This window comes from Chitinophaga sp. H8, from assembly GCF_040567655.1.
GTDB lineage: Bacteria > Bacteroidota > Bacteroidia > Chitinophagales > Chitinophagaceae > Chitinophaga > Chitinophaga defluvii.
Genome location: NZ_JBEXAC010000002.1, coordinates 208,604 through 232,344 on the forward strand (window position 1 = coordinate 208,604; position 23,741 = coordinate 232,344).

Sequence of the window (23,741 nt, forward strand, 5' to 3'; positions counted from 1 at the left end):
TAGCTTTGCGCCATGAATACATTCCAGATTTCAGGTAATCTGATAGATATCCTGCAGCAAAGTATCTACCCTGCCACCGTTTGGATAGCAGCAGGACGCATTCAGCAAATAATACCGGATAATGGTGTGTACGACCAGTATATACTTCCCGGCTTTATTGATGCACACGTGCATGTGGAAAGTGCGATGCTGATCCCTTCCGAATTTGCCCGGCTGGCGGTAGTACATGGTACTGTAGCGACGATCTCCGACCCGCATGAAATAGCCAATGTAATGGGGGTAAAAGGGGTGGAATACATGCTGGAAAATGGTAAACAGGTACCATTCAGATTCTATTTTGGAGCACCTTCCTGTGTGCCGGCTACTACTTTTGAAACCGCAGGTGCTGTTATCAGTGTACAGGATGTAACCAATCTGCTGCAGCGGGAAGAAATCAAATACCTCACAGAGATGATGAACTTCCCGGGAGTATTGCAGCAGGATCCTGAAGTGATGGCCAAACTGGCAGCAGCCAAACAGGCCAATAAACCCGTGGATGGCCACGCGCCGGGATTACGTGGTGAAGCGGCACGTACTTACATCAATGCCGGCATCAGTACAGACCATGAATGTTTTACAATAGAAGAAGCACTCGAAAAACTGCAATACGGTATGCATATCCTGATCAGGGAAGGCAGTGCCGCCAAAAACTTTGAAGCGCTGATTCCACTGCTTCATGATCATCCCGAACGGATCATGTTTTGCAGTGACGACAAACATCCTGACAGTCTCGTGGCAGGACATATCAACGAACTGGTAAAACGTGCACTGGCCAAAGGAATCGATCTGTTTAAAGTATTAAGGGCAGCCTGTATAAACCCTGTATTACATTATAATCTGGAAACAGGTTTGCTCCGTATCAATGATGCAGCAGACTTTATTGTAATTAATAACCTGCAGGACTTTGATATCCTGGCTACTTATATCAATGGAAATAAAGTAGCCGCAAACGGGCAAACACTGATTTCTTCAGTACCTGCTGTTCCGGAAAATAATTTCCACTGTAACTTACATACACCGGATGATTTTCGTGTGCCCGTACAGGATAGTACAGCCAGTACTGTAAATGTAAAAGTTATTGAAGCACTGGATGGTCAGCTTATTACCAACTGTATCACAGCTCCCCTACCGGTTACCGATGGCATCATCAGTTCCCATCCTGAAAAAGACATTTTAAAAATAGCCGTAGTAAACAGATACCGGCCAGCACCGGTAGCACTGGGCTTTATCCGTAACTTCGGCCTGCAACATGGCGCAATTGCGTCTTCCGTTGCACACGACAGCCACAATATCATTGCAGTTGGAGTAGATGACGATAGCTTATGTAAAGCGGTTAATGCAGTCATAGCACAACAAGGCGGTATAAGTGTAGCTAACCAGCAGCAAACAGAAGTATTACCCTTACCGGTAGCCGGCCTCATGAGCCATCTGGATGGCTATACCATTGCAGCAAGATACAGTGCGCTGGATCAGGCGGCAAAAGCACTCGGTTCCACTCTTTCCGCGCCATTTATGACGTTGTCATTCATGGCACTATTAGTGATCCCTCACCTGAAACTCAGTGACCTGGGGTTATTTGACGGGGATGCTTTTTCTTTTACTGCAATCACAGCATAAAGGCAAGTGCCAGCCCAATGTATGCAGCCTTATATCAAACCCCGCAAATAATCAGGGTTGGCCCTTTATTTTTTAGCCAACCCTGATTAAAAAAAAATATATCTTTGGCCTTTCCTTATACTTTAATACCCCTTATTCCACTTTACTTATGAAAAAGTTCCTACGCATCACAGGCATCCTGTTTTTAGTCCTCCTTTCGGGCATAGGCGTATTACTGGCTTATGTAAAATACATGCTGCCAGATATAGGCCCGGCTCCGGATATCAAGATTGAGGCGACTCCTGAAGCCGTAAAAAGAGGCGCCTATCTGGCCAATCACGTAGCGGTTTGTATTGATTGCCACTCTACCCGCGATTTCAGCAAATTTGCAGGTCCCATTGTACCAGGTACCAATGGCAACGGTGGTGAAATATTTGACCAGCAATTCGGCTTTCCCGGAAAATTTTATGCAAAAAACATTACACCTCATCATCTCGGCTCCTGGACGGATGGAGAAATTTACAGGGCCATCACTACCGGCGTCAGCAAAAACGGGAACGCTTTATTTCCGGTTATGCCCTATGGCAGTTACAGCCAGATGCATACTGAAGACGTAAAAGCGATTATAGCTTATTTGCGTACCCTGCCGGCGATTGATAAAGAGATTCCTGCTTCCGTACCGGATTTCCCCATGAACTTTATTATTAACACCATTCCCAAAAAAGCGGAACCGATGGCAGCAGTAACTCCTGCCGACACGGTGGCTTATGGTAAATACCTTACTACAATTGCCGGTTGTGGCGAGTGCCATACCAAACAGGAAAAAGGTAGTATTACCGGTGAATATATGGCCGGAGGCTTCGAATTTAAAATGCCGGATGGTAGCATTCTTCGTTCTGCCAACATTACACCGGACACCACAACAGGTATCGGCAACTGGACGGCGGATTATTTTGTGGAGCGTTTTAAGACGTATGCCAATGGTACACCAGCGGTAGAAAAAGGGGCATTCAATACCATCATGCCCTGGGCCATGTACAGTGGTATGGATACTACGGATCTGAGGGCAGTATATGCCTACCTCAATAGTTTACAGGCATCCAGTAACAAAGTGGAAAAACTTACTGCAAAAAAATAAACAGGTTGCCCATACAAAAGAGGGAGTAGCAGCTATCTGTTACTCCCTCTTCTTATTCAGCAATCCGATTAAAACAGGTGGGTATTCGTTTATTACTGATATATCCCACTTAATACAATCGTTATTTTCTCAGACAGTCCACAGGGCGCCACCGATACTATCACGGGAAGCACCTGTAACAGAACTGAGTACATTACTTTCCTGCCTCCAGCGCAAAGCGCCAATCAACGCCATCACCAATGCTTCCTTAAAATTAATGGTCTGTGCATCAGGCACAACTACTGTAATACCATGCGGCTGTAATTGTTCCTGTATACTATTGACCAGGAAAGTATTTAATGCACCACCTCCTGTAACCAGGAGCTTAGGTGCAGCATCGCCTGTTGCCGGTAAGGCAGCTACTGCCCGGGCCACTTGTATAGCAATATGTTCCGTATAGGTCCGCAACTTACCTTGTATGGATATACGATATTGATCAATCAGTGGCAGTACGGTATCCGTACCAAAATCATTGGCCAGTGATTTGGGCCATGCTGCTGCATAATAAGGTAAAGCATTCAGTGCGTTCAGCAAAGTAACATCCTGCACACCGCCTGCCGCCAATGCGCCGCCTTCATCATACGGGCGGTTCAATGCTGCGGCCAGCCCATTCAGTACCCGGTTACACGGACATATATCAAAAGCAACAAAACCTGCTGGTGATGTGGCAGAAATATTGGCAATTCCTCCCAGGTTCAACCAATACTGATAACCCGGAAATAATAATCGTTCCCCTATAGGCACGATAGGTGCTCCCTGTCCGCCCAATGCTACATCCATTGCCCGCAGATCACTGATCACAGGCAAACCGGTAACGGCACTTATTGCAGCACCATCACCTAATTGGGCTGTCATTTTTGCTGACGGGATATGGAAGGTAGTATGACCGTGTGAAGTAATAAAATGTACCTGATGATCCAACTGATGCTGGTTAATAAACTCCAGGATCCTTTTCCCGGTATAATGCCCATATTCACTATGTAACAACAGATACTCCTGCGCCGGCAAAGCAGTAGCCGAGGCCAGTCGCGTTACCCATTCCGGTTCATACGGCATGCAATCTGCAGCGCGGATCACATATTCCCATTTACCCCTCACCTCTGTTAATTCTACAAAAGCAATATCCAGCCCATCCAATGAGCTGCCAGACATTGTGCCAATCACCTTATATACCATCGTCCTAAATTTTGCCAAAGGTAGCAATTTGATACATGGAATACATGTCTGCTGAAATGCCGCGCACCATAACTGTAACGTTGCACACAGCAGTAAAAGCCTCTTGCCCTTTCTTCCATTGTCGGCAAAAAATGGTATTTTGCTGTCCCAAATGGCTTGCACATGATTATTAACTTAAGTGAAACCAATTCGCTGGTAGGAGAATGGCTGAGTGAAATCAGAAGTATGGAAGTACAAACCGACCGTATGCGCTTCCGGCGGAATATGGAAAGGGTGGGTGAAATAGCAGCATACGAAATCAGCAAAACACTGGAGTATGAAGATAAAGAGGTGCAAACACCATTGGGCATCGCTACCTGCAGGGTGCTGAAACATCAGCCGGTACTGGCTACCATCTTACGTGCAGGGCTGGCATTACACCAGGGACTATTACATTATTTTGATAAGGCGGATCATGCTTTCATCTCTGCTTACCGTAAGCATAACCGGGATGGCTCTTTTGAAATCAGCCTGGAATATGTTTCCAGCCCTTCTGTGGAGGATCAGGTGCTGATCATTTCAGATCCGATGCTTGCTACTGGCTCTTCCCTGGTAAAAACCATTGAACACCTGGAAGATCTGGGCAAACCCAAACATATCCACCTGGTAGTGGCTATTGCCTGCACCGTAGGTATAGAATATGTATTACGCCATTCCAATACCCCCATCAGCATCTGGGCCGGAGATATCGATGACGAACTTACTGCCAAAGGATATATCGTGCCGGGATTAGGAGATGCCGGCGACCTTGCTTTCGGAAACAAACTGCAACAATAACCTCCACTAATTTGTTGATTAGTTATATATTAGCCAATAAGTAGCTATGTAGTAAGTAAATATCACCAGGCTGCAATAATAATAGGGCAGCGGGCACATTTAAGTGATTGGCAGCAATCGTCTTTATATAAATTTAATTTGAAATATGAAGACTATTCCCTACCTTCACTTGTAAACCATATGTGCTACCTATGCTATAAGCTTAACCTAATATGAAAAAAGCTTTACTATTTTTAACCTTTATCCTTTACCTAAACCCGGCAAAGGCACAAGATCCGCACTTCTCGCAGTTCTTTGCGTCTCCGCTAACACTCAATCCTGCATTTACAGGCCTTTTTTCCGGTGACTACCGGATTGCCGGCAATTACCGCTCTCAATGGAGAAGTATTGCTACTCCCTTTGTTACGGGTACTGTATCTGCCGACTTTGGCATCCTGAAAAATGTAATTTCATATACTGATATCTGGGGGGTGGGGCTGATGGCTATGTACGATAAATCGGGCGCCGGCGGCCTGGTAGCCAATTATGTAGGGTTAAGTACTGCCTACCACAAAGGCCTGGACCCGGAAGGGAACCATACCCTGGCCATTGGCCTGCAGGCTACCTGGGTCCGTAAAACAATTGATCCTCATAAACTGATCTTTGAAGACCAGATCGATAACAATGGCTATAATCCGGCCATCCCTACCCAGGAACTGATCACCAACAACAAAATCTCCTATTTTGATCCTAACATAGGTATTCTATACAACGGGCTGATAGGTGAAGCTTCCAATATTTATCTGGGAGCCTCCTACTACCATATTACACAGCCTATTGAAACATTTATGAACCAGAATAATAACCGCCTCAGCTATCGCTGGACGGTACACGGAGGAGGATCCTTCCCTGTAAATGGTAATAACCGAATCCATACCAGTGCCATGTATATGAAACAAAGTACCGCCTCAGAAATCAGTTTCGGCGGTGCCTATGGCTTCACTATGGACAGCAATAACGATGCGCCTACGGTATTCTACGTAGGTAGCTGGTACCGCCTGAAAGATGCGATCAATCCGTACCTGGGACTGGAGATATCGGGCTTCAAAGTAGGGCTCTCCTATGATATCAACGTGTCTACACTTAAGCCCGCTTCCAACTACCGGGGTGGTATGGAACTTTCTGTGATCTATATCCGGCAAAAGAACGAGAACAACAAGTATAAAACTTTATGTCCCAGCTTCTAAGCCGGACTACATTTTTACCTGAAAAGTGAAAGAAAAGCAACGCATCTGCCTGACTTTCACTTTATAACTTTTTCCTGTTTCTTCCCCTTCCCGGAAAATAATTTTACCTTAGTTTCGTTCATCCATCATATAACTGGGGTATAATTATACTGTTACATAAAAAATCACGCGTTGTTTTCATTTAGAGAAGGGCTGTCGGCAATACAATCGTACGGAAAAGCACACCATTTTATTATGCAGCATAAGCTGTGGAAATGGATACTTATTCCGGGAATCATTTATTGTGTACTATTTATCACCGGTGTTTACTTCGTTTGGGGATACTCAGACGATTTTGTACAATACATGTATAACCTGCCCCTCGTAAAAAACTGGCTTACCGAAATGGAAAACAGCTGGCTCAGCTTCTTCTTTTTCCTGCTGGCCTTTTCTATACGTATGGTGCTGTTACTCCTCTATTTCGCATATTTCAAATATCTGTTCCTGATAGTAGGCTCTCCTATCTTTGCTTACCTGTCGGAAAAAACAGAATCCATCCTGCAGCACCGGGACTTTCCTTTCAGCTGGGCACAATTATTTAAAGATATTCTGCGGGGCATTAAAATGTCCTTTCGCAATATGTTTTTCCAAACCATTACCATTCTATGCATGTTTGTGCTGTCGTTTATACCGGTGATCGGTTGGACCACACCGCTGATCTGCTTTTTCATTGAATGTTATTTTTACGGGTTTTCCATGATGGACTATAGCTGTGAAAGGCATCAGCTCACTATGAAACAAAGTATTGCCTTTATCCGCCAGCACCGGGGCATGGCCCTGGGTAATGGAATGGTATTTTATTTATTCATGTTCATTCCTGTAATTGGCTGGATGCTGGCTCCCTCCTATGCAGTAATAGCTGCTACTATTGATTTACAACACAAACGCCTGCTGTAATGACTGCTCCCGGAAAAGTATACCTGGTGCCTACCGTACTGAGTGCCGACGCCTTGTTTACCATACCTGCCTATATTACCACCACCGTGCAAAAGCTTACGGTGTTTTTCGTGGAAAATGAACGTACGGCCAGACGTTATTTAAAAGCACTGGACAGAAATATTAATATTGATGCTTTACAGCTGCTGCTCATGCATGAAAATCATCCACCGGATACTGCCCTCGCTAAAAAGCTGCTGCTGGCCGGTACGGATATTGGCATCCTGAGCGAAGCCGGATGTCCTGCCATCGCTGATCCGGGGCACCTGATAGTACAGGTGGCCCATAGCATCGATGCACAGGTGATCCCCATGATTGGTCCTAATTCCATGTTATTGGCCCTGATGGCAGCGGGCATGAATGGCCAAAATTTTCAGTTTGTGGGGTATCTTCCGGTAAGGCCTCCTGAAAGGGTGAAAATGATCAAAGAGCTGGAACTCCAGTCTCAAAAGAAAAAACAAACACAGCTTTTCATTGAAACCCCCTATCGCAATAACCAGGTACTGCAGGATATACTGGCTAATTGCAAGGATCAAACGCAATTATGTATTGCGGCAGACATCACCGCTCCTGAAGAATTTATTAAAACCAAAACTGTAAAAGAATGGAAGAAAAATATACCGGAGCTGCATAAAAGGCCGGCTATATTTCTCTTGTACGCTCCCTGACAAGTAGCTTTTCTACAATAAAAAAGCCGTGCCTGCCAAATGGCTGCACGGCTTTATATTTTAATAACAAAGTACTTATGGAATCACCCGCTGATTAGTAGTAGGGTCTGTAATGGAGATAATGCTATCTACCACATAATTACTGAATCCTCTCCATGGCAATGCTCCCAGGTATTCCTTATAATGCAGCTCCAGGGTTTTCCCGCTGGCAGTCATCAGCTGCCGGGCAATGCGTTCATTTGTTACCGAAAATTCAAACTCATTGGATTGTATCGTACCGGCCTGGCGACCTTTGTATCCTGTCTGGATCAGCTTGCCTTCAAATGTTTTAAATACATATCCTTTTTCCATGAAATAATTCAGTTCTCCGGCTTTCACCCCTCTCCCAAACACAAAATAAAACTTGTAAAAGAAAAAGCCGCCCAGTACCAATAAGACGATGGCTACGATGATAACAACAAATTTGCGCATGTATCAGGGTAATTAAGAATGAATAATGTTAAATTCAGCAACAGTACTAATTTGCAAGTTACGGTTTACAAACCATATCTATCTATCAGGTAAATCAATGCCCCCATATTTACCGCGCCCAGTTCCAGCTCTCTTTTATTCACCGCTTCAAATACATCGGAAGCGGCATGATGAATATCAAAATAACGCTGCGAATCCGGCAAAAGTTCACCCATGGGTGTACCTATAGCAGCATGTAGCTGCCCTACATCCACCCCGCCGCCTTCTTCAGAAAAATCGTATACGCCATAAGGCAGGAACAGCGATTGCCAGCTAAGGACTTTAGCTCTTTGTTCCGGCGACATGGTGAGCGAGAAACCACGGGGCGTAAACCCTCCTGCATCACTTTCCAGTGCAAATACATGCTGCTCCTTATTGGCTTTGGCTAATGCGGCATATTGCTTACCTCCCCGGGTACCATTTTCTTCATTGGCAAATAATACTACCCGGATGGTATGCCGGGGCTTAATACCCAGGGCCTTGAAGGCACGCAATATCTCAATTGACTGCACACAGCCCGCACCGTCATCATGTGCGCCTTCACATACATCCCAGGAGTCCAGATGGCCGCCTACAGTAATGATCTTATCCGGAAATTCACTACCAGTGATCTCTCCGATGACATTATGCCCTGTAACATCCGGCAGCATTTTACTGTTACTACGCAGGAATACTTTGGCAGAAGGATCTGTTTTAATACGTGTACTCAGGCGGTCTGCATCCTGTAAGCCAATGGCCAGCGCAGGTATCCTCGGAAAAGAGTCATTATAAGACATGGCCCCTGTATGTGGCAGATTACCGGTGCTATGTGTCATAGACCGTACAATAACAGCCAGCGCACCATACTTAGCGGCCCTGCTGGCGCCCTGCCCCCGGTATTTTACCGCATCTCCGTAAGAATAGAAAGTTTTAATAAAAGTGGGATTGAAGGCATAATTGTAAAAAACAATCTTCCCCTTCACCTGGTCTTTTTTAGCCTCCAGGTCGTCAAATGATGCCACCTCCAGCACAGGAGCGGTAATCCCTTTAGGGTCACTGCCTACGGAGTTGCCCAGGGCCAGTACCTGTAAGGGGGGAATAAAATCACGGCGGTTAGAAATGATACGGGCTTCCTCCTTTGCCCCTCTCACCCAATGCGGCACCTGGCATGCCTGCAGGTATACCTTATCAGCACCAGCCTCCTTTAAGGCCTGTTCTCCCCATTTCTCGGCTTTCAGCATCTGCGGGGAACCGGCCAGCCGGCCTCCTATCTGTTTGGTAAGGGTACGAAGATTTTCATAAGCAGTACTGTTTGTCAGCATCTCTGTGGCCAGACGACGCAGCAGCAAAGAATCCTGCTGTTGTCCATGGGCTATTGAAAGGGAACAAACGAAAAAGATTGGCAACAGGTATTTTTTCATTTGCAGGTTAATTTTAAATTAAAACTAATTAATTAGCTGTGTTCTTACAAATAAATGGCGTTACGACCGGGCGTAATTAAATTTTGTACGTTACCTTCGATATGCATAACGCTGAACAAGGCACGTTCATAGCGGCACACAACTGTTTAATCACTTAGTTATACACGATGAGCGCACGCTTTGTATTCAGTACATGACTCAACTCAAAAAATAACAAATGCGTATAGGAATAGTATGTTATCCTACTTATGGCGGTAGTGGTGTATTAGCAACAGAATTAGGTAAAGCGCTGGCGGATAAAGGGCATATGGTTCATTTTATCACCTATCAGCAACCGGTACGGCTAAACGCGTTTCATGCCAACATTTATTATCATGAAGTACAGGTGCCTACCTACCCCCTCTTTGATTTTCCGCCCTATGAATCTGCACTGAGCAGCACCATGGTAGACGTAATCATTAATCAGAAGTTAGATCTCCTGCATGTACATTATGCCATTCCGCATGCATCTACTGCTTACCTGGCCAAGCAGATCGTGGCTAAACAGGGCAAGCATATTCCGTTTATTACCACCCTCCACGGTACTGATATTACCCTGGTAGGCAAAGATAAAACCTATGCCCCTGTAGTTACTTTTTCCATCAATGAATCTGATGCTATTACTGCCGTATCAGACAACCTGCGGGAAGAAACCTACAAATCTTTTCAGATCGAGAAGGAAATAGATGTTATCTACAATTTTGTGGATACCCAACGTTTCAAACGCCAGCAATTACCCCATTTCCGCAAAGCTATTGCTCCTAATGATGAGAAAATATTGCTGCACGTATCCAACTTCCGTAAAGTAAAACGGGTGCCGGATGTGGTGAAGATCTTTAAACAGGTGCGCGACCAGCTGCCAGCCAAATTATTACTGGTAGGTGATGGTCCGGACAGGCCTACTATTGAATGCATGTGCCGGGACATGGGTATCTGTGAAGATGTACGTTTTGTGGGCAAGCAGGAGCAACTGGAAGATGTCATGTCTATCAGCGACCTCTTCCTGCTGCCATCAGATTATGAAAGCTTTGGATTAGCAGCACTGGAAGCCATGGCGGCACATGTGCCTGTTATCTCTTCCAATGCGGGTGGATTGCCGGAAATTAACATCCCGGGCGAAACCGGCTATATGAGCCCTGTAGGCGATGTAGATGGCATGGCTGCACAGGCCATCCATTTACTGAAGGATGAAAAACTGCTGGCCAGGATACGGCAGGGAGCCTGGGAACAGGCGCAACGCTTCCACATCGACAATATTATCCCGCAGTACGAAGCATTGTATGATCAGGTGCTGGCAGGCAAAGGCAGCCGGATCAGGCAACAACAAGCTGCCAGTATATAAGCCGTAGGCTAAAAGTAAAAATGAATCTCTAAGGACAATGAAACGAAACCTCCTGAAGGAGGAACTGAATAAAAAAGGGGCTGGTCAAATATGGCCAGCCCCTTGTCTTTATGATGTCTTTATTATTTACGTCTTAACCATAATGCCGGATTCTGCTTGGCTGCGCCTTTGAATATCTGCAGCTCCACTTCTCCCAGGTTCTCAATTTCATTCGTGCTGGCGGTTCCTATTGTCTGACCTGTTTTTACTTTATCTCCTTTCTTCACAGCAACAGATTGCAGCCGGATGTAATTGGAAAAATACTGGCCATGCATTACTAATACCACATATCCCGATCCGGGTACTACCACCACGGCTCTTACCTCACCATCAAAGATCGCCTTCACCCTGGCTCCTTTGGCAGTACCCAGGATAATACCATCATTTTCCACGCTGATCTTATCTACTACGGCATGTTTGTGCAATCCAAACTCTCCGATAATAGTTCCGGCATCTACCGGCCACGGAAGTTTCCCTCTGTTGGCCTCAAAGTTTTCAGATAAGGCCAGGGCTTCCGGTGTAGCTTCCAGCACATGCTCTCTACGTGGTGGTGGTGTTGCTGCCGGCTCTTCTTCCTTCGGCTTTTCTGCAGCTACCGGAGGCGGTGGTGGATTATTAGCACTGCTATTCGCATTGTTGGTATTGGCAGCTTTTGCAGCATTGGCAGCAGCGATGGCGGCCTTCCTGGCTTCTTCTTCCCGTTTGCGTTTTTCTTCTGCTATTCTTCTGCGGGCAGCTTCCTCTTCTGCAGCCTTGCGGCGGGCTTCCTCAATTTCACGGCGTATCACCGCCTTAATAGCCAGCTGCACTTTCTGCGCATCCTTCTTCTGTTTGTTAATATCCGCTATCAGCTCCTTCTCCCGGCCTTTCAGCTTATTCAGCACCTCATCTTTTTCCTTCTTATCTGCTTCCAGGGTGGCACGCTGCTCCTGCTCCGTCTTCAGGGCATCAGAACGCTTGTTACGCTGCCCCTGCAAGCTTTCAATCTTTTTATTGAGCAGCGACTGTGTTTCCAGGATATTTTCTGCCTGCCGGCGACGATACTCCCGGTATTGTTTCAGGTATTGAAACCGCTTGATGGCGTCATTAAAATTCTCTGCAGAAAAAACAAAGTTCAGCATGTCATAAGAACTGCGGTTCTTATACGCATATATCACCAGCTGGGCATATTGTGCTTTCAGGGTATCGAGGTCTTTCTGCAATGTTTTTACATCCCTGACAGCCGTATTAATATCACCGTTGATGAAATTGATCTCTTCATTAATGTTATTGATCAGACGGCTACGCAGGGTAATCTTATCGCGCAGCGCACGTAACTGTCCTAAACTTTCCTTGGTAGACTTTTTAGTTTCACGAAGGGCATCATTGGCTTCATCTATCTCTTTTTGCAGTTCACGTTTCCTGTGCTCCAGCTCTTCCCGGGATTGCTGATTGTTGTTTTGAGCACTCAAAACAGCTGGTACTAACCACATCACCAATATTAACGGGATAAGCTTCTTCAAATACAACATAAATAGTTTAAATAACTGCTAAAAGCGTTTCTATATAAACGATAAATATACAACGATAATTGTAAACAGCTCTCAGGTATTAGCTATTACCTGCCGGCAGTTGGCTCCGATACCAGCCATCCTTTATTGTATGGTGTATCCGGACGAAGGCACCACAAACGGAAAGGTTACAGGCTGATCAAACTCTACCCGGTTAAAGTCCATCGCTATTTTAGTGACATTCTTTTCTTCAATAAATACCCGGCGTTTCGTAGCAAATTTACGCCCACCGGTATCTTTATAATCACCATAGGTAAGTTCACAGGAACGTTTATGCTCTCCGGTACTATCCTTGTCCATTACCTTACTTTGCTGTAATACGTAATCATCCGCAAACACATTAAACAGGCTGGTGAATAAGGTACTGTCACAGCTGAAAGAAATAACAGCCGGTGTTTTCACCACACGGTATACAGAATCTGATAAAAATACCGGGTTACCGATAATCATATCCTGCAGGGTCTTAAAGTCAAAAGGTATTTTCAGCAAATCCTGTGCACTGGTCATATCCCGCAGGAACACTTTCTTATTCAGGCGGTCATATGCTTTCAGACTGTCTTTCGTGATAACCGCACGGGCTACTTCTCCGATAATAGGTGCTGATACGGAAATCCATATCATACTGTCTTTTTGCATCCGGATATTCGTGCTGATATTCTGCTGCTTTTGCTTGTCATTCTCAAAATCTATTTTCAGCTTGGCAGAAAAGGTATTAAACTCAATACGGTTGGCCTTAATACCGGTTAAAAGCTTTTCATTAAATGCGATATCTTCATTTGATAGTGCACTGTCTTTTCCTGCAGGCAGATGGGTGCTGTCTACCGCTGGAAATGTGCTACGTGGAATTTGACGGGTATGTCTGCATGAGATAGCGGCCAAACATAATATCCCCAGAAATATTTGTACTACAACTTTTTGCTTCATTTAATGACAGTTAGTTTTTTAGCTTTTTAGCAATGGGCTTTAGCTGCGTTAGCAGGATATTATTTTGCTAATCACTAGCCGCGAATTGCTAAAAGCTGGAATCAGCTATTGCTGCGATGCGTGAATATATCTTTTCTCCGCAATTTTACGGGTCAATCCTACAGAAGATGCTCCCTTATCCCTGGCCTTTTGCCAGTATTCCATTGCTTTGGCTACTTCTTTTAGGTTAAACAGAATGTCCCCATAGTGTTCCAACACATTAGGATCTTCCTGCGCTACCGGGTACTGTAACGCTTTTTCAATCCATTGTCTTGCCTCCTCAAATTTATCCATGCGGAATAAAATCCACGCATAGGTATCCATGTAAGTGGCACTTTCCGGCTGCAGTTCCAGTGAGCGGCGCGACATGGAGGCTGCTTTTTCCAGGTGCTCTCCCCGCAGTGACAGGTAGTAACTGTAATTATTCAGCACTACCGCATCTTTAGGGCGTAGCATCAACGCCCGCTCATAGCTGCTGTCCGACAACTCATGCTGGGCGGTGGCATGATAGGCATCTCCCAGCAGAGAATATACATCGGCCATAAACTTTTTATCCCCGCTGCCTATCGTCAACGCTTTATTTAAAGTAGTTACCGCTGATGGATATTGTTGCAGCAAAAAACTGGCCACACCCTTAAAATAATATCCCATGAATTCCTGCGGGAATTTATCTGTTACTTTATTGCTGATCACCAGCAAGGCATGCGGGTCTTCCTTACGGGAATAGATCCACATCAGCTGATACCATACGGAAAATCGCGTATCATCCAGGCTGATCGCCTTATTATAACAGGCCAGGGCACTGTCCAGCATATCTGCCTGTGAGTACATATCCGCCCGTAAAGCGTATGCTTTGGCTTCTGTGGGATGCGCTTTTATAACCAGATCTGTTAAAAGCAAACCTTCTTCCAGCTTGGTAGTATCCATTTCCAGCATTTGCAGATAAGGGTACACGTAGGCAATCTTTTCATCAATGCTGTAATCCGGATTGGCAAAAGCACGGGTAAGGTATTCCCAGTAAAGGGGCTGGTTATTGTCTTTTTTGGCGTAATTGGCCAGGGCTATTAATGCACGGGGATTATGTGCATCTTTGGAAAGTATAAACTTGTAAATATCAGTAGCTTCAGCTACCCGGTCATTGGCATCATACACTTCTGCCAGTAACTGGTAATAACGTACTTCCTGAGGATCCTGGGCAATGAGCTTTCTGATTTCATTGGCAGCGTCTTCTACCCGGCTTTGCTTTAGCAGTAACTTCTGTTTCTGGTATACCAGCTCTTCCATCACCCCCACCTTTCCTTCCAGGGTGTCAAATACTTCCAGGGCTTCATCGGTTTTGTTGGCTTTTGCTAATAATACCCCTCTGTTAAACTGGTAATCCTCACTTTCCGGGTATTTCCGGCTAAGCCCTGCAAATACAGTAGCTGCGCTATCAAACTGCTCATTCACACTCAACGCCTCTGCCAGGGCCAGCTGAAACCAGTGATTACTGGTATCCAGGGTTACGGCCTTCCGGGCAAATATCAGCGCATAAGCCGGGTTTCTTACTTCCAGAAATAACCTGGATAGCTCGTAATACACCGTGGGGTTGCGTTTATTCAGCCGCAGATAATCAGAATATTGGGTAATAGCTGTCTTATAGTCGCCCAGCATTTTAGAACGCTGTGCGGCAAAAAACAGGCTGTCGGCCCGCTGTTCCAATAAACCAGGGTCTTTGATGGTCATACCGCCAGGGCCAGTCGCTTTTTTGGCGCTGTTGCATGCCCCTAACAGCAGCATACCCCCCAACCCTATTACGGTGACTAATACACGCATTTATCAGGATTTTCCGGTGTGTCCAAACCCGCCTGCCCCCCGGTCGGTGGTAGTCAGCACTTCTACAGGAGCCATTGTCACCTGTACAAAAGGAGCTACTATCATTTGTGCAATACGGTCGCCTGGCTGAATCGTTTGTGGTTCGCCGGATAAATTGATCATAATGATCTTAATTTCTCCCCTGTAATCCGCATCTATCGTGCCAGGCGTATTCAGTAAAGTCAGTCCCTGCTTGATAGCCAGACCGCTGCGGGGGCGTATCTGTGCCTCATATCCGGCTGGTAATTCCATAAACAAACCGGTAGGAATCAGCATTCTTTCCAGTGATTGTAAAGTAACCGCTGTTTCCAGGTGTGCACGCAAGTCCATCCCTGCAGCGTCTGCCGTAGCATATGCCGGCAATTCATTTGCCGACTTATTAATGATTTTTACAATTATTTCAGCCATCGGACAAAGATATTTTATTTAAGCTAAAAGCTGAATAGGGAAAACAGAAAGCCCCCGCTTCCGTTATGCCTTTTCCAGTAATACGGAAGCATATGCCATAATACCTTCTTCCCGGCCCACAAATCCCATCCGCTCCGTGGTAGTGGCTTTGATAGAAATATCTTCTGTACTGATCCTTAGCCTTTCTGCTATTACCTGCTGCATCTGCGGCACATATGGTTTTATTTTAGGCTCCTGTAAACAAAGGGTGCTGTCAATATTCACCACCTGATACCCCTTTTCCCCGATGAGCTGCGCACATTGCGACAGCAGAATCTTACTATCTATATCTTTATAAGCATTATCTGTATCCGGAAAATGAACACCAATATCCCCCAGATTAGCAGCGCCCAACATCGCATCACAAATAGCATGCAGCAATACATCCGCATCACTATGCCCCAGTGCGCCTTTGTGATGGGGTACCAGGATACCTCCCAACCAAAATTCACGGCCTTCTACCAATTGATGAAAGTCTACTCCTAATCCAATACGTAACTTGCTCATATCTGTTTAGCTTGTTTAAGTGTTAAACTACAAATCCCCCGGCAATTGCCCGGAGGATTTGTAAGTTAATGATTTCCATATCTTATACCGCATTTCCTGCGGCTTATAAGTGTTATCTGTATCGCGACAAGGCCGCATTAAAATCCGCTTCTGCTCGGCTCATCCCTTCTTACCAGGTCAAAGGTAAGGGTAAAACGCAAGGTATTGGATAGCGGATTCCGTTGAATGCCTGAACCTGATGGTACCAGGTAAGAAAAATTAAGCCCGAAAATATCATACTTCACTCCTATCCCTGCAGTAAAGTATTTACGGTTACCCTTATTTTTATTTTCATTGAAATAACCAGCCCTGACAGCAAATTGGTCATTATACCAATATTCCATCCCTACAGAATACATCAGCTCCTGCAATTCTTCCTTAAACCCTCCAGGAGCATCACCGAAGGAAGAGAAAATACCTTCCACAACTCCTTTTTCCTGGTATTTTCGGGCGCTATCCGGAGTGGGTACCAATAACTTATTGATATCCAGGGCAAAGGTCAGTTTATTATACTCATCCAATCCTACAGTATACGCCGCTCCCAATCCCAGGTTGCTGGGGATAAAATCCTTATTCTGCGCAGATTGGGTGTAAGACACCTTACCACCGAGATTGGTCAGTGCCAACCCCAGGTTCAGGGTGTTTACCGTACCATCATCTTTTTCAAAATCTTTGGTATAAAAGGCAGAAACGTCTCCTGCTATTGTTTTCCCGGCACGGATAGCCTGGCCATTTGCATTCTGGCCGGAGGCAAGATTAGAGTAGATATACCTTAAAGCCACTCCCACAGAAAAATGATCGGAAAGTTTACGGGCATATCCGGCATCAAACGCAAATTCACGGGGCCGGTAGTTACCCAGTGATCCACCCGTGATATCTGTAAATTCTATATTACCAAGTGAAAAATAACGAAGGGAAGCAGATACCGCCTGCAGTTCGTCGAGCTGTGTATAGCCACTCACATTGGCCAGAAAAACATCGTTTACGAGTTCTTTCAGCCAGGGAGTATAGGTAACGGATACCGCAGATTTTACAGGAGCAAAAGGCAACTTGGAAAGATTCCAGTACATCGCATTGGCATCTGGTGAAATAGCTACCCCCACATCTCCCATAGCACCACTCCGGGCATCCGGAGAAATTCTTAAAAAGGGTACAGCTGTATTAATGGTGTTTACACGGCCGTCCAGCTGGCCGGTTCCTATTTGTGCTGAGGTTTCAAGACTAATGAATGTGCCACAAATGCACACAAGGCCTAATGTTACCTTACGGATCATGCAGTATTTGTATTTTGACAGATTGTAAAAATAATGACAATTTTATATATTATTCAAGAAAGGGATCTGGTAAGGGAATACTCTCTTTATTTATTATCTTGTTACTGATCAGAACATAGGTTATAATAATAACAGCTTACCGCCCCAAACCTTCTCATTTCCATTCCCTTTGACGGTAATCCGGTAAAAATACACACCGGGTGACAACTTTGCTCCATTATCGCCCGTACCGTTCCAAAGTACTCCATCAAAACGGCTCCCGGTTGCATTTATTGTATGCCGCATTGTTTTTACTCCCTGTCCGCTGCTGTTGTATATCTGCATATAAATATCCAATTCCTGTCCCTGTTGATTGTGTGTAAATACAACACGCGTAACATCATGAAAGGGATTGGGGTAAGTGCTTACCTCTTCTATGGCCAGCGAATTTGCTTTTACTACAGTAAAATGCAGTTTCACACTGTTGGAATTATTATTGGCATCCCAGGCTTTTACCTCCAAAATATGCGGTCCAGCCTCCAGTTGTGGTAAGGGAAACCGGATAACACCACGGGTATAGCTATTCAAAGATGCTTCAAAATAATCATTTAATATAAAATATTGTGCACCATTATCCAGTGTAGCTACCATATCATGCCCTATACCATATCCCGAAGCATTAATACCACTGCTGTCTGCCAGCACTGCTATCAGCACCGGATTTTCCCCCGTAATGCCGCCATCTCTGAAAAAAGGATCATCGAGATAGGCCTGAATAGCAGGTCCCTGCTGGTCATCCGGCGCAGCAGTTACTGCTCCGCCCACGGTTACCTGGTCAAAAAAACCACTGCCATCCTTAGCTGCATTGGCAGTATAATAACTAATCCGGCCCGGGCCATTCCGGTAGTCAATATCTTTTGGCACCACAAAGGTAATGGTAAACAATCCATTCTCCACAGTTTGTACCCCTTTAAATAATATATGTTCCTCCACCGCAAAATCTGCCGGATAACTATCTCCTTTATTCCCCAGGGTACGTTTAACTGCTGGCTTATCATATACCGTGGTATATAATGTACCGTTATAATTATTAAGCCGCTCCCCGGCAGCGGTAATAATATGACCTTTTATCACATATTTTCCCAACGCTTTGAGGGTATCGGCGTCATCACCTATCGCTTTTCCGTTAATGGAATCCGTCACCACCCGGTATTCCGGGAAAGCCAGGGTAAGGGCAGGGTCGCCCATTAACTGGAACTTACGGTTATTGATAATATCCCCGTTTTGAAGGGTAGTAGCATTTTTAGCGGCCCGGATAGCCATCCCCAGGCTGGGTTTGGTGCCATTGGCCTGCGGCGTGAGTGCTGCCCGGAAGTAATTGACATTCATTACTTTATTGGAGGCGGCAAATACTGCACGGGTGGTGCTCATTAATGCAATGGCTCCTCCTTTTTCCTGTAACAATATTTTTTCTCCCAGAGAAGTAATAGCGGGATTATCAAAAGGCACAAAATCGCAGGTAGCCGTGATCAGCAGAGGCAGTTTATGCTCATTGTTCCAGGCCTTCAGGCTGTTATCATCTACCACTGCCTCTGCTGCCAGCCGGGAATTGCTGCCATGGCCACTATAATTCCAGATCAGTGTCCCTTTTTGCATTTGCTGATTGATGGCTGTATTTACAGCCGGATACCTGCTGCCGCCAGGGGCTGCTACTGCTTCATAGGCGTCCAGGTAAATCTTATCAATATGCAGCGCCTTCCCTGTACCTGCAATCACTTCCCCCACAGCTTCCGCATCTGCCAGATGAAGGTTCCTGTCCTCATCATCTGCTACCAGGGTTACTTCATTGCGCCAGGTGCCAAAACCTGCCGGGGTATGATAGTTGATTATTTTTGCCACCGCTCTGTCTGCTGCCGCTACATCCCGCGCGGGAATACGCCCGATTCCGATGTTCATCAGGTGAGTATTGCCTGGCTGTTCAATATCTCCGGTAGCTTCCAGCAAACCGAAAAAATCATCGGAAACATAGGAATTAATAGGGTCCAGCGAAGCCTGGCTTTGCCAGGAAGGTACAAAGGAGGTATTTTCTTTTACCCTGTTTTTATAGTCGAAAGATGCTGCCCCCAGCAACAGCAGGTATTGCAGCTTACCACCGCTGCGGGTATAGTGCATTTTCATATAATCGCGGATAGCCACCGGATCAGGACTGCCTGACGCAAACTCGTTATATATATCAGGTACCAGGGCCACCTTCATTTCCAGGCCATCATGTACCCGGTGATAAGCGGCCAACTTATTGGCTGCCGGCAAAAATGCAGGAATGGTAATGATCAGCATCTCTGCCGGGGCTTCTCCGTGAAGGTTCTGATTGGCCACCATACCATTAAATACCGGCGACAGCCACCTTTTTTCATCAAAAGCAATATATTCCCGTAATTGGGCACAATTGCGTACAAAAGCACTGCTGGTTTCCTCGGTGGAAGTCTTTACCTGTACCGGCGATAAAACATCTGTAACATCCCAGATCCGTGTTGAAGCTGCCGCATTTTGCAGCACAAACCGGGCATAGCCGCCGGAAGTGACACTGTGGGCATCCCGGAAAAAAAATGCGCCTTCTTCCGGCATTACCAATGGGCTGCGGGCCTGAATTTCCAGGTAATCCAGCCACCCTCTTGCATCGTTCCCACCTGGCACAAAGTTTACACCCACGTCTATATTCGCGGTATGAACCGTGGCCATAAAAGTACCTGCTGCTGCAGTGGCCACTGCTTCAAAAATATTCCCATTCACAGGCCCCAGATCCAGATCGCCTGCTCTGGTCCCATTCATCTGCCACTCAAACCGGCTGGTGCTGCCCCCTCTGGCGGCAACCCGGGCAGTAAGCCTTACCGGCCCCTCCGGAATAGCCGGAAGTGTGAAGGAAAAATTACGCTGTATGCTGCCACCAGGTATATTGCCGAATAATGCCCCCCACCATTGTTTGCCGCTGCTTAAAAAATTAATGCTGTCCTTTTCATAAAACGCATGAAAATCATAAGTGCTCACAGTGGTCGTGGCGGATGGTATGGTAGACTCCACCGGTATACGCCGCCCATTATCGCCTACTGTTAAAAAGTAATAGGCGGTATCACTGTACAGGTTGTATTCATGCCGGTATTGACCGGTAGGGGGCACATAGGTCCAGCGATGCGCGCCCGGGGCATAAAAAAGCACATAATCGTTCCCATCCAGTACCCCATCTCCCCCATCTATTACCATGATGGCGATTTCCTGCAAATCATCATACCGGAACGCTGCATTATCCTCCGGCAGCATTTGCCCGCCATTACCATACAGTTGTAAACTGGTGGAAGACAGAGAGCCAGCCGGAATACCCATGCTTTTTAAAAAGGGCACGTCTATTTTGTAAATGCCAGGGGCGGCAGTAGCTATTTTGTACCAGGTGCCATTGGCAAGTACAGATTGGGGGGCAAATCTGCCGGTTGTGTCAGATACCGCCATGCGGCTATCCCTGCCCCAGACAGGGATCACTATAAAATAATACAGAAAAAAAATCAGACTCCTTAACTTCATGGCAATTATGGGAAACCACGTCCTATGGCTGTTTGTCCTTTAATTAAAAGGCATTAATTTACAAATTAATTATTTTTGCCATAAAATAAAAAATATTACATTTGCGTTTACCATTATTATAATCGATCAAAAGCTGTATCGCATGCGTAGATTAACCGCTGTTTCATTGCTCGTAGGCACTGGCGTAATGCTTACCACGGCCGCCTGTAACAAGGGTGGTGGCGGACTATTTGGTAAGAAAAAGGAACAATCCTCTGCTACTGGCTGGAGTTATAATGACCCTAAAATGGGCGGCTTCAGCGTAGCTAAAAATAAAGATCAGCAAACAGGCCCCGGGCTGGCGTTTGTACAGGGTGGTACCTTTGTAATGGGTGCTACCGAACAGGATGTAATGGGCGACTGGAATAACATTCCAAGGCGCATTACTGTTTCGTCGTTTTATATTGACGAAACTGAAGTGGCCAACGTACACTACCGGGAGTACCTCTATTGGCTGGGCCGGGTGTATAATGAATCCTTCCCGGACGTATATCGCAATGCATTGCCGGATACCCTGGTATGGCGTAGCGAACTGGCTTATAACGAACCCCTGGTAGAATACTACTTCCGCCATCCTGCCTATAATGATTACCCGGTAGTAGGGGTAACCTGGAAACAGGCAAGTGATTATTGCAAATGGCGCTCTAACCGTGTAAATGAAAAACTGCTGATGGATAAAGGCTTATTATCCAAAGCAGACATTTCCAATCAGGCGGATGACAACTCTTTCGATACCAAATCTTACATGGCAGGCCTGTATGAAGGTACGCCGGGTAAAATGTCGAAGGGAACTAAAAATCAGTTTAAGAACCCGGATGGTAGTCCGCGTACTGCACAATTTGAAGATGGTATCATGCTTCCCAACTACCGCCTCCCAACAGAAGCGGAATGGGAATATGCTGCATTGGGACTGATTGGTCAAAACCCCGGCGCTTCCAAGAAAGAAGGAAAACGCGGAGAGGAAATGATCATGAACCGTCAGGTGTATTCCTGGGGTACCAATACCAGCGGGCTGAGAGATATCCGCCGGGGCAACTGGCAGGGACAATTCCTCGCCAACTTTAAACGCAGCTCCGGTGATAACATGGGTATCGCGGGTGGTTTGAATGACCGCGCCTCTATCCCCGGCCCGGTAAAAGCTTTCTTCCCGAATACTTTCGGTGTATATAATATGTCTGGTAACGTAGCAGAATGGGTACTGGATGTTTACAGACCATTAAGTCCCATTGATGGTGATGACTTCAACTACTTCCGTGGTAACAAATTCCAGACAGCTTATAAGAATGCTGAAAATGAACTGGAAAAAGACAGTCTTGGCCAGTTGAAAATGAGGGACGTGACAGATGAAGAAAGTGCCAACCGCCTCAACTACCAGAAAGGGGATGTGATCAACTACCTGGATGGTGACTCATTATCACAGGTGGAATACGGCTACGGTATCACTACCCTGATCAACGACAAATCACGCGTAATCAAAGGTGGTAGCTGGAATGATCGCGCTTACTGGCTTTCTCCAGGCAACCGCCGCTACATGCAGGAAGATATGGCTACCAATACCGTGGGCTTCCGTTGTGCAATGGACCGTGTAGGTAGTCCGGAAGGTAACAAGTTCAAAACAGGTAACCTCTTCCGCAAACAAAGACAAAAAAGATAATAATCGCCAACTTCTGGATACAAAAAAAGCCTCCCGCATGGGAGGCTTTTTTTATAGCTTTTAGCTTTTAGCTTTTAGCTATTGTGTTATGTTTATAAACAAATGGAGGCAAAAGACTGCTTCCGCTGTCTTGAAGCATAGTTGAGCCATTGGCTAACTGCTAATAGCTTCCAGCCAAATCCCTGGCAAAGGGCAGGATAATGGCTGAAAAGGGCACTCCTCACATTATGTTAAATAGCATATTGTCTTCACTCGCTGCATTAGGCTAATAGCTAATAGCCAAAAGCTAATAGCTCTTTTCACTCGCTGCATTCAGCTAAAAGCTAACTGCCAAAGGCTAACAGCTCAATATTTCAGCAGTATGATTTTTTGTATTGGGCTTGTTGATGATCTTATCAATGATGCCTTTTTCATTAATAAGGAAAGTGGTACGGTGAATCCCATCAAAAACCCTTCCCATAAACTTCTTTTCCCCATATACCCCATACTGCTCCACGATCTTCTTATCCTCATCTGCCAGCAGGATAAAAGGCAGATCATATTTTTGAGTAAACTTCTGATGGCTTTTTTCTGTATCTGCACTTACCCCTATCACTACAAATCCTTTCTGGGTCAATACCGCATAATTATCACGCAGGTTACACGCTTGTGCTGTACATCCGGGAGTCATATCCCTGGGATAAAAATACAGGACTACTTTTTTGCCTTTAAAATCTTTCAGCGATACAGTATTACCATGCTGATCCTTTCCTTTAAATACCGGTGCTTTATCTCCTTCCTTTAAGTGTAACATTTCTTGAGCTGTTAGCTATTGTGTTATTCTTTTGAGCTGTTAGCTTTTAGTTATTAGCCGTTAGCA

Annotated in this window: 19 protein-coding genes; 8 read left to right on the forward strand and 11 right to left on the reverse strand. The window is 45.6% G+C overall.

Annotation, left to right across the window (positions count from 1 at the left end):
• Nucleotides 1-12 precede the first annotated feature (12 nt).
• On the forward strand, nt 13-1,656 hold the full coding sequence (gene ade / locus ABR189_RS14585) for an adenine deaminase (protein ID WP_354661252.1): 1,644 nt from the start codon (nt 13-15) through the stop codon (nt 1,654-1,656).
• 148 nt (nt 1,657-1,804) lie between these two features.
• A complete protein-coding gene (locus tag ABR189_RS14590) occupies nt 1,805-2,773 on the forward strand; it encodes a c-type cytochrome (protein ID WP_354661253.1) in 969 nt (322 codons plus the stop codon).
• Between the two features lie 129 nt (nt 2,774-2,902).
• Here ABR189_RS14590 and ABR189_RS14595 read toward each other — a convergent pair whose 3' ends face one another.
• The gene (locus ABR189_RS14595; protein ID WP_354661254.1) at nt 2,903-4,006 is read right to left on the reverse strand and encodes an anhydro-N-acetylmuramic acid kinase; all 1,104 of its coding nucleotides are present in this window, start codon (nt 4,004-4,006) and stop codon (nt 2,903-2,905) included.
• A gap of 144 nt (nt 4,007-4,150) precedes the next feature.
• Between ABR189_RS14595 and upp the strand changes: the two genes are divergently transcribed.
• From upp to ABR189_RS14615, 4 genes are all read left to right on the forward strand, one after another.
• Entirely contained in the window at nt 4,151-4,804 is a 654-nt protein-coding gene (gene upp / locus ABR189_RS14600; RefSeq protein WP_354661255.1) for a uracil phosphoribosyltransferase, read from the forward strand.
• A 212-nt stretch (nt 4,805-5,016) separates the two neighbouring features.
• The gene (locus ABR189_RS14605; RefSeq protein WP_354661256.1) at nt 5,017-6,030 is read left to right on the forward strand and encodes a PorP/SprF family type IX secretion system membrane protein; all 1,014 of its coding nucleotides are present in this window, start codon (nt 5,017-5,019) and stop codon (nt 6,028-6,030) included.
• Nucleotides 6,031-6,201: 171 nt separating this feature from the next.
• Complete coding sequence (locus ABR189_RS14610) at nt 6,202-6,966, forward strand: EI24 domain-containing protein (protein WP_354661257.1); 765 nt, start codon at nt 6,202-6,204, stop codon at nt 6,964-6,966.
• Nucleotides 6,966-7,673 carry an SAM-dependent methyltransferase gene (locus tag ABR189_RS14615; protein WP_354661258.1) on the forward strand — a complete coding sequence of 236 codons (708 nt, stop codon included), beginning with the start codon at nt 6,966-6,968 and terminating at the stop codon, nt 7,671-7,673. The genes ABR189_RS14610 and ABR189_RS14615 overlap by 1 nt, the downstream gene beginning before the upstream one ends.
• A 75-nt stretch (nt 7,674-7,748) precedes the next feature.
• On the opposite strand, the gene ABR189_RS14620 is transcribed toward ABR189_RS14615, so the two are convergent.
• Both ABR189_RS14620 and ABR189_RS14625 read right to left on the reverse strand, forming a co-directional pair.
• Nucleotides 7,749-8,144 (reverse strand): hypothetical protein, encoded by a 396-nt coding sequence (locus tag ABR189_RS14620; protein WP_354661259.1) that lies wholly within the window; start codon nt 8,142-8,144, stop codon nt 7,749-7,751.
• A 65-nt stretch (nt 8,145-8,209) separates the two neighbouring features.
• Nucleotides 8,210-9,583 carry a M20/M25/M40 family metallo-hydrolase gene (locus ABR189_RS14625; protein WP_354661260.1) on the reverse strand — a complete coding sequence of 458 codons (1,374 nt, stop codon included), beginning with the start codon at nt 9,581-9,583 and terminating at the stop codon, nt 8,210-8,212.
• 217 nt (nt 9,584-9,800) lie between these two features.
• Here ABR189_RS14625 and bshA point away from each other — a divergent pair, with 217 nt between their 5' ends.
• Nucleotides 9,801-10,964, forward strand: coding sequence for an N-acetyl-alpha-D-glucosaminyl L-malate synthase BshA (bshA, locus tag ABR189_RS14630; RefSeq protein WP_354661261.1), 1,164 nt, complete (start codon nt 9,801-9,803; stop codon nt 10,962-10,964).
• 122 nt (nt 10,965-11,086) lie between these two features.
• Here bshA and ABR189_RS14635 read toward each other — a convergent pair whose 3' ends face one another.
• The 7 genes from ABR189_RS14635 to porU all read right to left on the reverse strand — a co-directional run bounded on the left by ABR189_RS14635 (nt 11,087) and on the right by porU (nt 21,189).
• The gene (locus ABR189_RS14635; protein ID WP_354661262.1) at nt 11,087-12,505 is read right to left on the reverse strand and encodes a murein hydrolase activator EnvC family protein; all 1,419 of its coding nucleotides are present in this window, start codon (nt 12,503-12,505) and stop codon (nt 11,087-11,089) included.
• A gap of 132 nt (nt 12,506-12,637) precedes the next feature.
• Nucleotides 12,638-13,477 carry a lipoprotein insertase outer membrane protein LolB1 gene (gene lolB1 / locus ABR189_RS14640; protein WP_354661263.1) on the reverse strand — a complete coding sequence of 280 codons (840 nt, stop codon included), beginning with the start codon at nt 13,475-13,477 and terminating at the stop codon, nt 12,638-12,640.
• A gap of 105 nt (nt 13,478-13,582) precedes the next feature.
• Complete coding sequence (locus ABR189_RS14645; RefSeq protein WP_354661264.1) at nt 13,583-15,331, reverse strand: tetratricopeptide repeat protein; 1,749 nt, start codon at nt 15,329-15,331, stop codon at nt 13,583-13,585.
• A gap of 3 nt (nt 15,332-15,334) precedes the next feature.
• Nucleotides 15,335-15,778, reverse strand: coding sequence for a dUTP diphosphatase (dut, locus tag ABR189_RS14650; protein WP_354661265.1), 444 nt, complete (start codon nt 15,776-15,778; stop codon nt 15,335-15,337).
• 63 nt (nt 15,779-15,841) lie between these two features.
• On the reverse strand, nt 15,842-16,324 hold the full coding sequence (gene ispF / locus ABR189_RS14655; protein WP_354661266.1) for a 2-C-methyl-D-erythritol 2,4-cyclodiphosphate synthase: 483 nt from the start codon (nt 16,322-16,324) through the stop codon (nt 15,842-15,844).
• Nucleotides 16,325-16,461: 137 nt separating this feature from the next.
• The gene (gene porV / locus ABR189_RS14660) at nt 16,462-17,637 is read right to left on the reverse strand and encodes a type IX secretion system outer membrane channel protein PorV (protein ID WP_354661267.1); all 1,176 of its coding nucleotides are present in this window, start codon (nt 17,635-17,637) and stop codon (nt 16,462-16,464) included.
• 120 nt (nt 17,638-17,757) lie between these two features.
• A complete protein-coding gene (gene porU / locus ABR189_RS14665; protein WP_354661268.1) occupies nt 17,758-21,189 on the reverse strand; it encodes a type IX secretion system sortase PorU in 3,432 nt (1,143 codons plus the stop codon).
• Nucleotides 21,190-21,331: 142 nt separating this feature from the next.
• Here porU and ABR189_RS14670 point away from each other — a divergent pair, with 142 nt between their 5' ends.
• A complete protein-coding gene (locus ABR189_RS14670) occupies nt 21,332-22,882 on the forward strand; it encodes an SUMF1/EgtB/PvdO family nonheme iron enzyme (protein WP_354661269.1) in 1,551 nt (516 codons plus the stop codon).
• 337 nt (nt 22,883-23,219) lie between these two features.
• Here the strand turns inward: ABR189_RS14670 and bcp are convergent, their stop codons facing one another.
• A complete protein-coding gene (gene bcp / locus ABR189_RS14675) occupies nt 23,220-23,675 on the reverse strand; it encodes a thioredoxin-dependent thiol peroxidase (RefSeq protein WP_354661270.1) in 456 nt (151 codons plus the stop codon).
• Between the last annotated feature and the right edge of the window lie 66 nt (nt 23,676-23,741).

Coding starts and splice junctions, on each gene's coding strand:
- ade (WP_354661252.1), top strand. CDS start 13: ATGAATACATTCCAGATTTCAGGTAATCTGATAGATATCCTGCAGCAA.
- ABR189_RS14590 (WP_354661253.1), top strand. CDS start 1,805: ATGAAAAAGTTCCTACGCATCACAGGCATCCTGTTTTTAGTCCTCCTT.
- upp (WP_354661255.1), top strand. CDS start 4,151: ATGATTATTAACTTAAGTGAAACCAATTCGCTGGTAGGAGAATGGCTG.
- ABR189_RS14605 (WP_354661256.1), top strand. CDS start 5,017: ATGAAAAAAGCTTTACTATTTTTAACCTTTATCCTTTACCTAAACCCG.
- ABR189_RS14615 (WP_354661258.1), top strand. CDS start 6,966: ATGACTGCTCCCGGAAAAGTATACCTGGTGCCTACCGTACTGAGTGCC.
- ABR189_RS14620 (WP_354661259.1), bottom strand. CDS start 8,144: ATGCGCAAATTTGTTGTTATCATCGTAGCCATCGTCTTATTGGTACTG.
- ABR189_RS14625 (WP_354661260.1), bottom strand. CDS start 9,583: ATGAAAAAATACCTGTTGCCAATCTTTTTCGTTTGTTCCCTTTCAATA.
- bshA (WP_354661261.1), top strand. CDS start 9,801: ATGCGTATAGGAATAGTATGTTATCCTACTTATGGCGGTAGTGGTGTA.
- lolB1 (WP_354661263.1), bottom strand. CDS start 13,477: ATGAAGCAAAAAGTTGTAGTACAAATATTTCTGGGGATATTATGTTTG.
- ABR189_RS14645 (WP_354661264.1), bottom strand. CDS start 15,331: ATGCGTGTATTAGTCACCGTAATAGGGTTGGGGGGTATGCTGCTGTTA.
- dut (WP_354661265.1), bottom strand. CDS start 15,778: ATGGCTGAAATAATTGTAAAAATCATTAATAAGTCGGCAAATGAATTG.
- ispF (WP_354661266.1), bottom strand. CDS start 16,324: ATGAGCAAGTTACGTATTGGATTAGGAGTAGACTTTCATCAATTGGTA.
- porV (WP_354661267.1), bottom strand. CDS start 17,637: ATGATCCGTAAGGTAACATTAGGCCTTGTGTGCATTTGTGGCACATTC.
- porU (WP_354661268.1), bottom strand. CDS start 21,189: ATGAAGTTAAGGAGTCTGATTTTTTTTCTGTATTATTTTATAGTGATC.
- ABR189_RS14670 (WP_354661269.1), top strand. CDS start 21,332: ATGCGTAGATTAACCGCTGTTTCATTGCTCGTAGGCACTGGCGTAATG.
- bcp (WP_354661270.1), bottom strand. CDS start 23,675: ATGTTACACTTAAAGGAAGGAGATAAAGCACCGGTATTTAAAGGAAAG.